Origin of the sequence: Paenibacillus selenitireducens, from assembly GCF_002021565.1 — a bacterium.
Lineage (GTDB): Bacteria > Bacillota > Bacilli > Paenibacillales > Paenibacillaceae > Paenibacillus_K > Paenibacillus_K selenitireducens.
Map to the genome: position 1 here is coordinate 203,740 of NZ_MSZX01000009.1, position 14,717 is coordinate 218,456.

Below are 14,717 nucleotides of genomic sequence, written 5' to 3' on the forward strand. Positions count from 1 at the left end.
CCTGTCACTTTACAACGAAAAGGAGGTAATGGGTTTGATCAGGGTACAAGGCATAAGCAAATCATTCCTGGTGGCAAAACGTCCATCGGGCATCAGGCATGCGGTTAAATCACTATTCCATCGGGAATATACCACGGTGGAAGCGTTACAAGACATTTCATTTTCGATTGCTCCAGGTGAAATTGTGGGGTACATCGGTCCGAATGGGGCAGGTAAATCAACGACGATTAAAGTCATGAGCGGGATCCTCGTGCCGGATCGCGGCACTTGTTCAATCATGGGATACACGCCCTGGTTAGATCGAGTGCCATACGTTCAGAACATCGGGGTCGTATTTGGACAGCGCTCGCAGCTGTGGTGGGATGTTCCCGTGATGGATTCATTCGAATTATTACGAGATATTTACAAGATACCCCCAGCGGCATACCGGGATACGCTCACGCTGCTGATCGATACGCTGGATCTCAAAGACATCATCCACACCCCCGTTCGGCAGTTAAGCCTTGGTCAGCGGATGCGTTGTGAGATTGCCGCGTCTTTGCTTCATAGTCCGAGCATCTTATTTTTGGATGAACCCACGATTGGATTGGATGCGGTTTCAAAAATCGCCGTTCGTCACTTTATTAAGACCATCAACAAAGAAAAAGGGGTCACCGTCATTCTGACGACGCATGATATGAATGATATCGAAGCCCTTGCAGACCGTATTTTATTAATTGGCAAAGGTTCATTGCTCTACGACGGCAGTGTTCAAGGCCTGCGAAGTCAATTCGGTACGCGAAGGACGATCACAGCAGAATACCGAGAGAACGCCCATCCCTTGCAAATTCCTGGGGCAACCCTACTCTCTTGGACACCTGATCGCGCAATCCTCAGCGTAGACACGGAACAAATCATGATGTCCGAGGCCATCACCCAATTATCATCGCAGGTAGAGCTTCTGGATGTCACGATTGACACCCAACCGATTGAAGATATTATTGTGCAGATGTATAAGGAGTATCAGTTATGATGAAACCGTACATATCCGTATTCAAGCTGCGAATTAGCAATGGGCTCCAATATCGTGCGGCTGCACTGGCAGGCATCGGAACGCAGTTCTTCTTCGGTTTTATGTTTATCATGATTTTTGAAGCCTTTTACGCGCATACGAGCGGAACTCCGCCAATGACTCTAGCAGAAGTCATCACGTATACTTGGCTGAAGCAAGCTTTCCTGGCATTCATCGTATTATGGTTTCGGGATGATGAATTGTTCCAACTCATCACGAGCGGCAATATTGCTTACGAATTATGCAGGCCGAGCGGCATATATGGACTCTGGTACGTCAAGCTCCTCGCCCAACGTCTTGCAAGCGCAATGCTGCGATGCTTCCCGATTCTGATTCTCGTGATTTTCCTACCTGAACCATATGGTCTTCAGTTACCTACAGATTTCACCTCTTTCCTGTTGTTTCTAGCCACTCTATTTGTTGGTTTGCTCATGATTGTCTCCCTCTCGATGTTGATTTATATTTCCGTATTTATCACGATGTCGCCAGCCGGCTCGTTATTGCTGTTCAGCGTATTTGGCGATTTTTTTGCCGGATTGGTCATTCCTGTCCCGCTCATGCCGAATTGGATGCAGCAGATCGTCTATGTCCTGCCTTTTCACTGGACGGCTGATTTTCCATTCCGCGTGTTTACTGGAAACCTATCGAAAACCGAGGCACTAACAGGGTTATGTATTCAAAGTATCTGGCTGGTTGGACTCATAGCAGTTGGTAAATTTGCCATGGACCGAGCCCTGCGACGGATCGTCGTACAAGGAGGTTAATGACGATGACACTCTATTTTAAATACATGATGCTCTTGTTCAAATCACAAATGCAATATCGCGCGTCCTTCCTTCTCCTTACGCTAGGCCAATGCTTGACGCCATTTACCGTGTTTGCAGGATTATATTTTATGTTCGATCGATTCGGACAGCTGCAAGGTTGGGATTTCTATGAGGTTGCCCTTTGTTTTGCGGTGACCCAAATGGCATTTTCAATAACGGAGTGTTTTGCTCGTGGGTTTGATACGTTCTCGAGTCTAATTGTAAGCGGCAATTTCGACAGATTACTCGTTCGGCCTCGAAGTACGGTGGTTCAAGTATTCGGATCGCGATTCGAATTCACTCGTATTGGGCGTTTATTCCTGAGTGCTGTCGTCCTGATCTGGGCTGTAACAAATATTAACGTGGATTGGACCTTCTTGAAGATCGTTGCGCTATTTTTCATGGTTGCTAGCGGCATCGTTATCTTCACAAGCATCTTTATCCTCACTGCATCCATAAGCTTCTGGACGGTACAAGGACTTGAGATTGCCAATATATTCACGGATGGCGGCCGAGAAATGACGCAGTATCCATTAAATATTTATCAAAAATGGGTCCGCAGATTTTTTACATTTGTGATTCCGTTTGGCTGCGTCAATTATGTGCCCCTTCTATTTATTCTAAATAGGGATGGATATCAACATCCGGTCTATGCCTTAACGCCTTTAGCCGGAGTCCTGTTTCTTATCCCTTGTCTCATCGTATGGCGGATTGGGGTGCGCCACTATCGGTCTACTGGATCTTAATGTTCAATAACCACTCAAAGATGAGCCAGCAACTATACAATAAATCAGTACATCGAAGGCAGCCTGGAAGGCAAGAATTCCAGACTGCCTGTTTTTTTCTACCACATAAGAAGATAAAAACCACCTTTAAACGCTATCGCTCATCTTTGGATAGACCTCGATAGAGATTTTACTCATAAAATCGCTTTTCGCAAAAATTCACTCCGCAGATCACCATACATTTTACTCCTTGGTGTCGGCGTAGCTTGAATAATCGATATATATTGATGCTCAGGGATGATATACATCTCTTGCCCTCCATATCCACGGCACCCATAGCCTTCTTGTTCTAACCACCACAAGAAACCATAGGAAGAGTGCGTAGAAGATGGACTTATATAAGCTTCCGTACAGGCGGGAGTCAGTGCTTGCCGAACGAATTGGGAAGAAATGATTTGCTCTCCTCCAAACCTTCCTTCTTGAAGGAACATCAAGCCTATTTTGGCAAGATCCCTAGCGGACAAATCCGATTCTTCCTCCCCCTCCATGATGGTATAAGAGAACCCATTCGGACTCTGGGGCCATACACCACTCTCGATATCCAGAGGATCATACAAATAAGCTTTGGCTATATCATAGGCTGTTCCGCCACTGGCAAAGCCAATGACTGCCGAGAGGAGCATGACGTCCCATTCTTTATACTGATAGTTCATGCCCGGGACACTGCTCATGGCAATATCCGCCATATATGAAGTCCAATCTCGCGTTCTTTTCATTTGCAAGATCATCGGGCAATGATAATGCACCCCGCCATTCCAATACAATCCTGAAGACATCGTTAGCAAATGACGTACCGTGATTAACTTGTGATATGGATGAAGATGTTGAGCAAATTCAGGCAGATAGGCAGCAATCGGTTCATCCAGGCTCTGAAGGATTCCTTTATCCAGACAGATGCCCGTTACGATGGCCAGAATACTCTTCCAGATCGATTTGATTGAATTTCTGCTGTGCTCATCAAATTGATTGTAATATTTCTCAAACACGATATTGCCGTTTTTGACGACGAGTATACTGTTCACTAACCTATATTGTTTGTATTGGATATAAGCATCGATCTCATCCAATACCTTACTGTCCATGCCTTCTGCCTCAGGAGTTGAATATAGCCACTCATATTTCATGATTGTATCACCTTCTTCAGGTAAGTTCCGATCATGGACTGAGGGTCCGCGATTAACGCTTCCGGCGTACCTTGTGCAATGATGGACCCGCCGTTGCTGCCACCTCCAGGTCCCATTTCAAGGATGTAATCACAATGGGCTAAGACAGAAGGATCATGTTCCGTAACGATCACCGTGTTCCCAACTTCGACCAATTCGGTCATTAAAGCGATTAATCGGTCCGTATCGGCAAAAGATAAACCTGTTGTAGGCTCATCGAGGATATACAAATGATCTCTCCCCTTCTGCTTGGTTAGCTCTTTCGCAAGCTTGATTCGTTGGGCTTCGCCGCCGGATATGGTTGGTGTTCGCTGGCCTAACGTCATGTACCCTAATCCAACTCGTTCGAGCGTCGCTAAGGTGTTATAGGTGCTCTTATCATAAGCCTCCGATTGGACTCGTCCGAAAAACCGTGCTGCCTCCGATACACTCATCATCATGATCTCCTTGATGTTCTTTCCATCGAGCATAATCTGCAGAGCTTCTTCAAGAAACCCTGAACCACCGCACATATCGCACACAACATCTATAAAATTACCGAAGCCTACATAATAACTTTTGGTACCATCCCCTTTACACGCTCGGCAGCCTCCCTCGGAATTTACGGTAAACATGCCTGCTGAATATCCTCGATTTTGTGCTTCAGGCGTTTTGGAGAATAAGGTACGTATGCGGTCGGTCATGCCTGTATAGGTTGCGGGACAGGATGTTCTGCTCCTTCCGATCGGTCTCTGGTCGACAACGATGCACTTCTTGAGATGTTCGATCCCTTCAATCGTTACTGTATTGTCCAGTACGGATGATATTTCATCTTCAGCATCATGTACAACTTTGTTTTTTAATCGTTCTTTTAATATGGGAACCAAGGTATCGTGAATTAAGCTAGATTTGCCGCTGCCTGAGACACCCGCGATCCCAACCAACCCTCCAAGTGGTATATGAACCGTAACATCGCGTAAATTATGCAAGTTCGCGTGTTCGATCTTTAGCATTCGACTTGGATCAATAGATTTGCGTTCTTTCTTGGTGTATAACGATTTAGCACCGGATAAGTAATGTGCGGTCGAGGAGTGCTTGCAAATCAGCAACTCTTCATAACTTCCCTGAAATATACGTTCCCCACCGTCAATTCCTGCACCAGGACCTAAATCAATGATATAATCTGCTGCCTTCATAAAATTCTCATCGTGCTCAACAGCGATGACGGTATTCCCGCGTCGGACAAGGTTCTGAATGATGCGGATCAGCATCTCTTTCTCTAGTTCATGGAGTCCTATCGTCGGCTCGTCAAATATAAAGATGATACCATCCAACTCTGCAATAATAAATGAAGCTAAGAAGAGACGTTGAATTTCTCCGCCAGACAAGGTCGGTAATGGACGCGATAACGATAAATGATGCAAGCCGACATCCACCATGCATTGAAGTTTCATGAGCATTTCATCGATGATATGGATGCCTCGGCTGATCGCTCGATGTTCTCGAAGGAACGGTAACAACTCGTCGATATACATCTCTTCCAGTTCCGTAATCGTGCGCCCAGCAAAGGTCGTATGAATCGCCTGTTCACCAAGTCCTGTTCCCTGACATCGAGGGCAGGGTACGGCACCTGCCGGAATTCCCCATAGCTGGACTTCTTTATCCCCCGAATTGTGACGGGTCAATTTGCTCGCCCAATGCTTCTGCATGTCATGGAAAAATACAACCGCACCCACGAACCCCGTCTTTCGGCATCCATACTTAAACAATATGAGCTGTTCTTCAGTTAACGAGCTGATCGTCTGATGGACATCGATTTGATAAAGGTCACAAAATTTCTTGAAATTCGCACGATGATGCCGATGCTTCATTAAGAAGCCGTTGAACAGATTGCAGATGACCGTGTCCGGTTGAATAATCGCCTCTTCGTCAATCGGATGAAATCGTCCGCTGCCCAGACACTTCACGCACATCCCTTTGGGCGAATTTTTCTGAAATTGTTCCATCGTTAAAGGTTCGCCGTCATCATACATCGGATCCCGGTCCCCATAGACCGTGAACAGGATCGCCAGCATGCTGTCCAATTTGGAGCGCGTTCCTACGGTACTGCGCGGATTGGATTGCCGAATAACGCGTTGCTCCACTGCAACTGTCGGAGCCAATCCTGTGATTTGAGCAAAATTAGGAACTGAATCCACCATAAACTGCGCGCCAGAGAACATGAGATAGCGCCGTTTCCCTTCCTCATATAACGTATCAAAAGCAAGACTTGATTTCCCGCTGCCAGATACGCCGGTAATGACGGTAAGCTTGTTGCGGGGGATTTGGACATCTACATTTTTTAAGTTATGTATGCGTGCCCCTTTGATTTCAATATATTCATTCATCATAGATTCCACCTATATCATTGGTTTCAAGTATTTATAGCCATGTACTAGTTTGGCTCAAACCAGCCATCCACCCCCATATATTACCATACGGTTAGAAACAGTGGATATAAAATGTAACCGCGGCTCCAATCCATGAATTTTCTGCACAAAAAAGAGAAGGATGCCAAATCATGCGGAATAGCATTCCTTCTCTTACTCTTTTTTCATATTACCAGTAGGTTTCTTTAGGGAGTAACTCGATTCATATCCCTTGGATAAAAACATGCTTGGCGGATATTGGGCAGTTTCAATAATTTCATCGTTAATCTCTCTAATCCAGCTCCAAGCCCACCGTGCGGCGGAATACCATACTTATGACTCATTAAATACGATTCGAAATCATCTACATTCATCCCTTTTTGTCTCATTTTATAGATTTGATCATGATAATCATGTATCCTTTGGCCTCCTGTTGTAACCTCCAAACCTCTAAATAACAAATCGAAACTTAAGGTAAATTGAGGTGAATTGGGATCATCTTGTGCATAAAATGGCCTTTTATCCGAAGGGAAATGAGTCACAAACACAAATTCTGAACCATATTCTTGCTTAACGTAATCACAAATAAGCTGTTCTTCTTCGGGATCGAGGTCATCATAGTCCGTGGGAATTCTCTGATATTTTTCCTCGATGATCTTCTTTACCTCTAAAAATTTGAGTGCAGGAATGGAGTCTACATGAGGAATATCTACGTCCAACAGTTTGATCTGATCAGCATATTCTTCTTTTAGCAGCTCAAACATGTATTTCAGAAAACCCACTTCCATTTTCATGATGTCCGTGAAATCGTGTATATATCCCATTTCAAAATCTAAACTTGTATATTCATTCAAATGTCTTGAGGTATTATGTTTCTCAGCCCGGTATACCGGTCCCACCTCAAAGACACGATCATAGACTCCGACTAATGCTTGTTTGTAAAATTGTGGGCTCTGGGCCAGAAAAACCTCTTGTTCAAAATAGTTAAGTTTAAAAATATTCGCTCCACCTTCTGCGCCGGCAAATACGATCTTTGGCGTCCTAACCTCCGTAAAATGATTTTTATGTAAAAAATCTCGAAAGCCTCTAACAATGCCTTCCTGGATTTTGAATATGGCTGCTTCTTTGGGATGTCTCAATGAAATAGACCTATAATTAAGATTTGTATCCAAGGATAAGCTCATATTCTTCCTGTTTATGACAATAGGAGGATGTTCCGCGGATTTAGACAACACATGCAAAGCATGTATTTCAATTTCAAAACCATGAGGTGCTCTCTCCTCTTTTCTCAGCTGTCCCTCGATTGAAACTGTATTTCCCTCAATGACATGATCTTGTAATTCCTGTCCCATACTTTCATTCATAACACATTGCACTAAGCTCCCGTTTACTCTAAGAATAACAAACGAGAATCCACTCATTACCCGGATTTTGTGGATAAACCCCGAGATCTGTACTTCCCCATTGGGCCCTGTGACCATGTTGAGCGGTTTTACAATATCTTGCGCATAGTTAATCCTATCCATAACGTATCACCTTTCTGTTCATTTTCTTTGAAAACAAGGCATACTCGTCACACTATTTAGGCTATATCCAATTTATTATTTTATTCTATAATTTTATCCAGTATTTCTTCTGTGACCAAAGTTCCATTTGTTGGTAAAATAACTTTATAATTTCACAAAAACCACATCAATCCTCCATAATTGATGGCTATGCTAATCTCAATTACGTTTCTCGTAAAATTCATGAGGGAATATGGAGGTTCATGATGAATACGATTTGGCTTAAAAGTATAATCATTTCAGCAGTTATTGTTCTTGTCACGACTGGCTGCTTCAAGCAAAATCAGGCTAAAGATGCAGCCGTTCAAATGAAGAACGAGTCTGGGATGAGTCACGCAACCGACCCTAAGCTTACTTCTGCCCCTGCCCGCGTTAATGGAAAAGAAGTTACCATTACGGCACAAGAAAGCATGTTGGAAGTTGCTAAAGGCGAAACGATCCCGGTGTGGACGTTCAACAATTCTGTTCCGGGTCCCGAAATCCGCGTTAAGGTTGGCGATACGGTGAAAATCCATCTGAATAATCAACTCAAAGTCCCCGTATCCATTCATTGGCATGGGTATCCTGTACCTAATGAGATGGATGGAATCCCCGGCGTAACACAAGATGCCGTCGCTCCTGGCAAGACGTTCACCTATGAGTTTCAAGCAACCGTACCTGGAACATACTGGTATCATTCCCACCAAGACAGCGTGAATCAGGTCGATAAAGGCTTATACGGTTCGTTCATCGTCGAAGATCCCAAGGACAATTATGATCGAGACTATACCCTAGTATTAGATGAGTGGATGAGCTCCAGTGCCACTGGCATGCAAATGAACGGCACGAGTGAGATGGACAATATGGCCGGGATGGATCATAGCCAGATGAACATGGGATCAGGGGACATGGATCATGGCAACATGCCGATGGAAGGTCATGATATGAGCATGTATGATCTTTATACCATCAATGGAAAATCTGGCAATAGCGTGGAGAAACTTTCTGTGAAAAAAGGGGATAAAGTCCGCTTACGACTCATTAATGCAGGTTATATCTCGCATCAGATGCACTTGCATGGTCATGACTTTAAAGTCGTAAGCACCGATGGGCAGCCGATGAACAACCCGGCGATCATTCGGGATCAATTGTTATCCATCGCGCCAGGCGAACGTTACGATATCGAATTTATTGCGGATCAACCGGGGAGCTGGCTGCTTGAAGAGCATGGTACAGATGCAAGAATTCAGCAAATGAGAACCTACATTCAATATGAGGGGATATCCGGGCAAAAAGATCGCTCTGATTCCGACAAAGTACTTACAACGTTTGATTTGACGCAATATGGGAATCCGTCTGCATCACGGTTCGCACTGGATCAGTCATTTGACCAAGAAGTTCAGATGAACCTGAACACCGAAATGAAGAATGGAGAAATGGTATATACGATTAATGGAAAAGTCTATCCCAATACGGATAAAATCCACGTTAAGGAAGGTGAGTCAATCAAAGTTACGATGGTGAATCAATCCAAGCAGGATGATCATCCGATGCATTTACATGGTCATTTCTTCCAAGTCTTATCCAAAAATGGGGTTCCATTGCAGGGCTCTCCCGTGGTCAAGGATACGTTGAACGTCAAACCAGGCGAATCCTATGTCATCGCCTTCGAAGCCAACAACACCGGTTATTGGATGTTTCATTGCCACGACCTGCACCACGCCTCTGCGGGTATGGTGACTGACGTGGAGTATACGGATTACCGCAGTAACTACACCCCAGATCCGAATGCTGGGAATATTCCGGAGTAACCATGAACAAATCCCCCTCCCATGGACATACCACAAGAGGGGGATTGTTATGCATCATGACGTTGGAAATCGAATTTCAAAACAAGTGCCTTCGTTCGTTTTGCTCGAAACCTGAATGGAACCCCCTTGCTTCTCGACCCATTGCTTGACGATGGCGAGCCCCAGGCCCGTGCCTCCATATTGTCGGGATCTTGATTTCTCTACCCGGTAGAACCGCTCGAATATATAAGGCAGTTCATCTTCGGGTATGCCAACCCCCGTATCTGTAACGGTAAGGACAACCTCTTGTTTGATGATGTCCAGATGAACATCGACGTTTCCTTTCTCGGTATATCGAAGTGCATTCTCCAATAGGTTGAACAGAATTTGCTCCATCCGCTGCGGATCTGCCATGATGTAAGGCCGATGACTCTCGTGATCGAAGGTCAGTGCCAACCCTTTCTCGCCTGCTTGATATTGAACCTTTTGAATGGTCCGGTGGATGATATCGACCATATCGACGGGCTTCAAGTCAAGCTCCAACTTTCCCTCTTCCATCTTAGCTAACTCGAATAGATCATTTACCAAGTAGCGCATACGAAGGGCCTCTTCATGTACAATGTGAAGATACATGTCACGTTCTTCATCTGTTTCATATAAGTGTTCTTTCAATACTTGGGTATAACCTTCCAGATAGGTCAACGGCGTGCGAAGTTCGTGCGAGATATTCGCAAAGAACTCTTGGCGGGAATCTCGATAATGCTGCAAATCCCGTGCTAGATCATTGATCGTTGCCGCAAGAGATCCGACCTCATCTTTTGAGTGAATTTCTAAGCGCGTATCTAATTTACCTTGTGAAATCTTCCGTGTAGCTTGTTGCATCTCAATCAATGGCCGAGACAACAACTGTGCAATAAACCAGGTAATGCCAATCGCTAGAAGGAACGCACCGACACCAGAGAGAATCAACAAGTACCGTACATTCGCAATGGACTTATCCATGGCTTCCGTGGAGGCTAACACGTACATATAGTTCGGTGATTCCTGATCTACGAGCACCTCTCGGGCCGATACGAAATATCGTGTGCCTGATGGATCTCGATGTTCTTCATTCATAAGAACGCCCTCGGACAACTTTTTGAAATCTTCAGGATGCACAAATGCACGATCCGTCACTTCATGATGACCTGAGTGCGCAAGCAATTCACCATTCGTATTCAGGAGAAAGATGCTCACATTCGAGAATTCAGCGAACGTATTGATCATTTCATCGGTTGAAGCATCATGGGTTGAAGCCATCATCGCAAAATGCGCCGTCAATTCCTCGACATCCGCTTTCATTTCTTTATAATAAAAATTCGTGAAAAGTTGATTCATCACAAAACCTAAAGTTAATAACACCACTAAAAACACAGACATAATAATCAGGCCTAACTTGACGCCAATCCGGTTATTCTTCATGCTGATGGCTGGGGTGCGTTGAACTTGTACCCTATCCCCCATACAGTCTGAATCGGGTTGTAAGAAAGTCCGTTGCGCTGCACTTTTTCACGGATATTTTTGATATGCGTATCTACGACTCTAACATCGCCATTGTAATCATAACCCCAAATCTGCTCTACGAGCTCCTCCCGTTGATACACGCGTTGACGATGGGTAGCTAATTTCGTAAGCACATCAAATTCCTTTTGCGTAAAATCAATGATTCTACCTTCTACCGTAACCTGCCTGCCTTCTACGAAAATCTCTAACCCTCGGAATTCTAACTTCGTTACCTCTGGGGTAGCTACTTGCACATATTTTGATCTTCTTATCAAAGCATGTATTCTGGCTAACAGTTCTTCGGATTCAAAAGGCTTAGTGATATAATCATCCGCTCCGATCGCTAACCCTTGAACTTTATCTTTTGTATCAACACGTGCGGTTAACATGATGATTGGGGTATTTGAGATTTCGCGGATGTTCCGGCATACCTCCCACCCATTCATATCCGGCATCATAATATCCAACAGGATGAGGTCAAAGGACATCTGTTTCACTTTCACGAAGGCCTCATGGCCTGTTGCAGCTTCATGTACGTTAAATCCTTCCCTCATCAAATAAATGCGCAGCAGGTTTCTCATCTTCCATTCATCATCAACAATTAATATGTGGAGCTTTGACATGGTCACACCTGCCATTCTATTGAAAATATAAAAATATGATGTGTAATCACGGTGTATATTGTTTATTTTAGACGTCTTTCAACTCATTTTAAACGATGCTTTCCATTATATTACGGAAATATGTAGATTCTATGGAGTTACAATCATGCCCCTACAAAAAACAAACCTCCTACGATGTAGGAGGTCATGCGGATAAGCTTTTATTTTTCTTTTGGGAGTACAATCCCTCTATACAATTGAACCGTGATAAAATAGTAAATTGCATAAATTACGACGAACAGCATGATAGGCAGCCATACGCGATAATACGGATTGACGAGTATGAACGAGAACATCTTCATCCCGATCAATACATGGATGATCCCGAGGATCGCCGGGAACAAGAACACCATGAACAACTCTTTATACATGGATTTCGTGAGCAATTCGCGACGAACCCCAATTTTACGCAGCATTTCATAACGTTTGATGTCTTTGGATGCACCCGTTAGAATTTTGAACATCAAGCAGCTTGCCATCATCGCAAGGAAAGCAATCCCTAGGAAGAAGCCCATATACACAGTTCCGCTCGAGATACTGTTAAACCCTACATAATTTGTATATTTGCTATTCATGCGTTCCGCTTTGAGATCTGTGTATTTCTTCAACTGTAATTCATCAATTTGTTTCCATACCTTTGTGTACTTCATAAAATCATCTGATTTACCAATCCAAACGAGACCTTCCTTGCCTTGGAGCTGATCGTACATCTTCTGATCTACAATCTTAATCCGAAGTTTCGGATGCACGTAATACGGTTCGATCGTATTCATCGCTTCAGCCCACTCTGCTGGCAGCTTGATCATATCCTTCGCTTCGTTCTTTCCACCTGCTGATTCGGCACCTACCGGAAGATCTTCAGAAACATTTTTGGTCTGCCCAAAATCCTCTCTCGCCTTTCCCGTCTGCACCAACGGCGGATTCTTCATGAGATCTTCTTTTAAATAATAGACGAATTTCTCATCGACTTTATAGCGATATTCATGCTTCTCTATGAACGTGATCGGTTCGAGAATTCTCTTTTCTTCAGCCGTCGGATTATGAATCCCAACATCATAAATGTTAAATCCGTCCACCATGATGTGCACGTTATTCTTAAATGCCATCCCTGCTGTAATCGCACCAGCGGCAAGAGCAATTAACATCGCGACCGTTGCTAACACTTTCGTCAAACTGTTGATTCTAAAATTTAATTGTGCAAAAGTAAAGGCATTGATCCCTTTTTCTGTACGTTTCTTATTTTTCTTCATCTTATGAATGATTAACGGGAAGAAAGACATGAATAATAAATACGTACCTGATGTGATCGTAATCAATGCGATAATAACCCCAAAATGCTGCAGCACCGCCATATTGATCATAGCCGCATACCCAATCAGCAATAATAGGATTGAAAAGAACGCCATGACAACGGTTCTCTTCCCTTTGATGGTTATACGATCGGTTTGGACGTCAGCATGAATAAGTTGCAAGATCGTCACGCGAAGTAACTTCAAAATGTTCATGATCGCAGAGATAAAAAATAACACAAAGAAAAATATGCAAGTGACCACCAAGGAAGGCACATAGAATGCATGATACCCATCCGAGGGGAATTCCAGTTCTTTCATGAGGAGTCGCCCGATTCCTTCGGCAAGCCCGATCCCCACCGCAACCCCGAGAACCATGGAAATGATCCCCAACATAATCGTCTCGATAAACATCAAAAACGTAATTTTATGTTTCTTCGCTCCAAGCATCATATACATCCCGAATTCATTCTGCCGTAGAGACAATAAGAACGAATTGGCATACAGAATATAGAAGAACGTTACAATGGCTAGTAGAACAGAACCTGCATGAAAGACGAATTGAATCGGTCCAATCATGGAATTTGCTTCAATAAACGTACGATTCATGGCTAAAGTTTCGAACATATAGAAAATGGATATGGACATGACAAGACCGGCAAGAAGCACAATATAATCTTTTAATTTGCTTTTGAGTCCTGACATGGATAGTTTGAATAACATGCCTTAACCTCCTTTCTTACGCTTTCGCCCCGCCTAAGTCTGCGAGAACATCTAGAATCTCTCGGTAGAAGTCTTCACGAGCGCCTGTGCGATGAATTTCCTTATATAGTTCGCCGTCTTGAATAAATAGGATACGCTGGCAATAACTTGCACTGTACGCATCATGCGTAACCATCATAATCGATACCCCATGGTTCTCATTCAAATTCGTCATCGCTTCGAGCAAGCTCGTTGCATTCTTAGAATCCAATGCGCCTGTCGGCTCATCGCCAAGGATAATCGCTGGCTCATGGACTAACGCACGTGCTGCTGCACAACGCTGCTTCTGACCGCCGGAAACTTCGGACGGGTACTTCTGTAGAATCTCTGTAATTCGTAGCGTCGCTGCTACTTTCTGTACCATAGGACCGATTTTTCTTGAAGATACGCCCTGCAAGGACAAGGGTAGAGCAATATTTTCATAGATAGATAAATTCTCTAGCAAATTGAAATCTTGAAAGATAAAGCCTAATTTCTGCGAACGGAAATCGGATAGCGCACCTTGCTTCATCGTCGTGATATCACTGCCTGCAATATGAATACTTCCTTCGGTGGCTTTATCTAAGGTAGATATCACATTCAATAATGTTGTTTTTCCGGATCCCGACGGACCCATAATGCCAACGAACTCTCCTTCTAAAATAGAGAACGATACGCCATTTAAAGCGTAGGATTGACTTTCACCTGATTTACCATATACTTTTTTTACGTTTTTCACGTCTACAACCGGTGTTTTCATAAATATCCTCCCACATGTTTCTTTGTCTTTACTAATACTAACCAATCTCTTCACATCCACCCATCATTTCTAATTACAGCAGTCTTACAAGTTTGTAAGAATACCGAATGAACTCCAAAAAAGGCAGAAACTCTATAAAAGAGTCCTGCCCTATTATTACGAAACCTATGGAACGGCCACGTATCTATCCACTATAA

The 14,717-nt window shown here is 43.8% G+C and carries 11 protein-coding genes; 4 read left to right on the top strand and 7 right to left on the bottom strand.

What is annotated here, in order from left to right:
* The first annotated feature begins 28 nt into the window (after nt 1-28).
* Genes BVG16_RS21880 through BVG16_RS21890 form a run of 3 tightly spaced genes read left to right on the top strand, consistent with a single transcriptional unit; the run spans nt 29 to nt 2,603 of the window.
* Nucleotides 29-1,012: an ABC transporter ATP-binding protein gene (locus BVG16_RS21880; RefSeq protein WP_078501321.1), complete on the top strand. Its 984-nt coding sequence runs from the start codon at nt 29-31 to the stop codon at nt 1,010-1,012.
* The gene (locus BVG16_RS21885) at nt 1,009-1,815 is read left to right on the top strand and encodes an ABC transporter permease (RefSeq protein WP_332888801.1); all 807 of its coding nucleotides are present in this window, start codon (nt 1,009-1,011) and stop codon (nt 1,813-1,815) included. The genes BVG16_RS21880 and BVG16_RS21885 overlap by 4 nt, the downstream gene beginning before the upstream one ends.
* A gap of 5 nt (nt 1,816-1,820) precedes the next feature.
* A complete protein-coding gene (locus tag BVG16_RS21890; RefSeq protein WP_078501455.1) occupies nt 1,821-2,603 on the top strand; it encodes an ABC transporter permease in 783 nt (260 codons plus the stop codon).
* Nucleotides 2,604-2,776: 173 nt separating this feature from the next.
* Here the strand turns inward: BVG16_RS21890 and BVG16_RS21895 are convergent, their stop codons facing one another.
* The 3 genes from BVG16_RS21895 to aspS all read right to left on the bottom strand — a co-directional run bounded on the left by BVG16_RS21895 (nt 2,777) and on the right by aspS (nt 7,718).
* On the bottom strand, nt 2,777-3,766 hold the full coding sequence (locus BVG16_RS21895) for a serine hydrolase domain-containing protein (RefSeq protein ID WP_078501322.1): 990 nt from the start codon (nt 3,764-3,766) through the stop codon (nt 2,777-2,779).
* Complete coding sequence (locus BVG16_RS21900; protein ID WP_198957518.1) at nt 3,763-6,174, bottom strand: excinuclease ABC subunit UvrA; 2,412 nt, start codon at nt 6,172-6,174, stop codon at nt 3,763-3,765. Before BVG16_RS21900 ends, BVG16_RS21895 begins: the two co-directional genes overlap by 4 nt.
* Before the next feature lie 224 nt (nt 6,175-6,398).
* A complete protein-coding gene (aspS, locus tag BVG16_RS21905) occupies nt 6,399-7,718 on the bottom strand; it encodes an aspartate--tRNA(Asn) ligase (protein WP_078501324.1) in 1,320 nt (439 codons plus the stop codon).
* 242 nt (nt 7,719-7,960) lie between these two features.
* Here aspS and BVG16_RS21910 point away from each other — a divergent pair, with 242 nt between their 5' ends.
* Nucleotides 7,961-9,547 carry a multicopper oxidase family protein gene (locus BVG16_RS21910; RefSeq protein WP_408635362.1) on the top strand — a complete coding sequence of 529 codons (1,587 nt, stop codon included), beginning with the start codon at nt 7,961-7,963 and terminating at the stop codon, nt 9,545-9,547.
* 54 nt (nt 9,548-9,601) lie between these two features.
* On the opposite strand, the gene BVG16_RS21915 is transcribed toward BVG16_RS21910, so the two are convergent.
* The 4 genes from BVG16_RS21915 to BVG16_RS21930 all read right to left on the bottom strand — a co-directional run bounded on the left by BVG16_RS21915 (nt 9,602) and on the right by BVG16_RS21930 (nt 14,520).
* A complete protein-coding gene (locus tag BVG16_RS21915) occupies nt 9,602-11,029 on the bottom strand; it encodes a sensor histidine kinase (protein WP_233147134.1) in 1,428 nt (475 codons plus the stop codon).
* Nucleotides 10,984-11,691, bottom strand: a complete 708-nt coding sequence (locus BVG16_RS21920; protein WP_078501327.1) for a response regulator transcription factor — start codon at nt 11,689-11,691, stop codon at nt 10,984-10,986. Before BVG16_RS21920 ends, BVG16_RS21915 begins: the two co-directional genes overlap by 46 nt.
* Before the next feature lie 200 nt (nt 11,692-11,891).
* Nucleotides 11,892-13,742: an FtsX-like permease family protein gene (locus tag BVG16_RS21925; protein ID WP_078501328.1), complete on the bottom strand. Its 1,851-nt coding sequence runs from the start codon at nt 13,740-13,742 to the stop codon at nt 11,892-11,894.
* A gap of 16 nt (nt 13,743-13,758) precedes the next feature.
* Nucleotides 13,759-14,520: an ABC transporter ATP-binding protein gene (locus BVG16_RS21930; protein WP_078501329.1), complete on the bottom strand. Its 762-nt coding sequence runs from the start codon at nt 14,518-14,520 to the stop codon at nt 13,759-13,761.
* Nucleotides 14,521-14,717: the final 197 nt, after the last annotated feature.

Excerpts from the sequence above, each read along its gene's own strand:
- BVG16_RS21880 (WP_078501321.1), top strand. The coding sequence starts at position 29 with ATGGGTTTGATCAGGGTACAAGGCATAAGCAAATCATTCCTGGTGGCA.
- BVG16_RS21885 (WP_332888801.1), top strand. The coding sequence starts at position 1,009 with ATGATGAAACCGTACATATCCGTATTCAAGCTGCGAATTAGCAATGGG.
- BVG16_RS21890 (WP_078501455.1), top strand. The coding sequence starts at position 1,821 with ATGACACTCTATTTTAAATACATGATGCTCTTGTTCAAATCACAAATG.
- BVG16_RS21895 (WP_078501322.1), bottom strand. The coding sequence starts at position 3,766 with ATGAAATATGAGTGGCTATATTCAACTCCTGAGGCAGAAGGCATGGAC.
- BVG16_RS21900 (WP_198957518.1), bottom strand. The coding sequence starts at position 6,174 with ATGATGAATGAATATATTGAAATCAAAGGGGCACGCATACATAACTTA.
- aspS (WP_078501324.1), bottom strand. The coding sequence starts at position 7,718 with ATGGATAGGATTAACTATGCGCAAGATATTGTAAAACCGCTCAACATG.
- BVG16_RS21910 (WP_408635362.1), top strand. The coding sequence starts at position 7,961 with ATGATGAATACGATTTGGCTTAAAAGTATAATCATTTCAGCAGTTATT.
- BVG16_RS21915 (WP_233147134.1), bottom strand. The coding sequence starts at position 11,029 with ATGGGGGATAGGGTACAAGTTCAACGCACCCCAGCCATCAGCATGAAG.
- BVG16_RS21920 (WP_078501327.1), bottom strand. The coding sequence starts at position 11,691 with ATGTCAAAGCTCCACATATTAATTGTTGATGATGAATGGAAGATGAGA.
- BVG16_RS21925 (WP_078501328.1), bottom strand. The coding sequence starts at position 13,742 with ATGTTATTCAAACTATCCATGTCAGGACTCAAAAGCAAATTAAAAGAT.
- BVG16_RS21930 (WP_078501329.1), bottom strand. The coding sequence starts at position 14,520 with ATGAAAACACCGGTTGTAGACGTGAAAAACGTAAAAAAAGTATATGGT.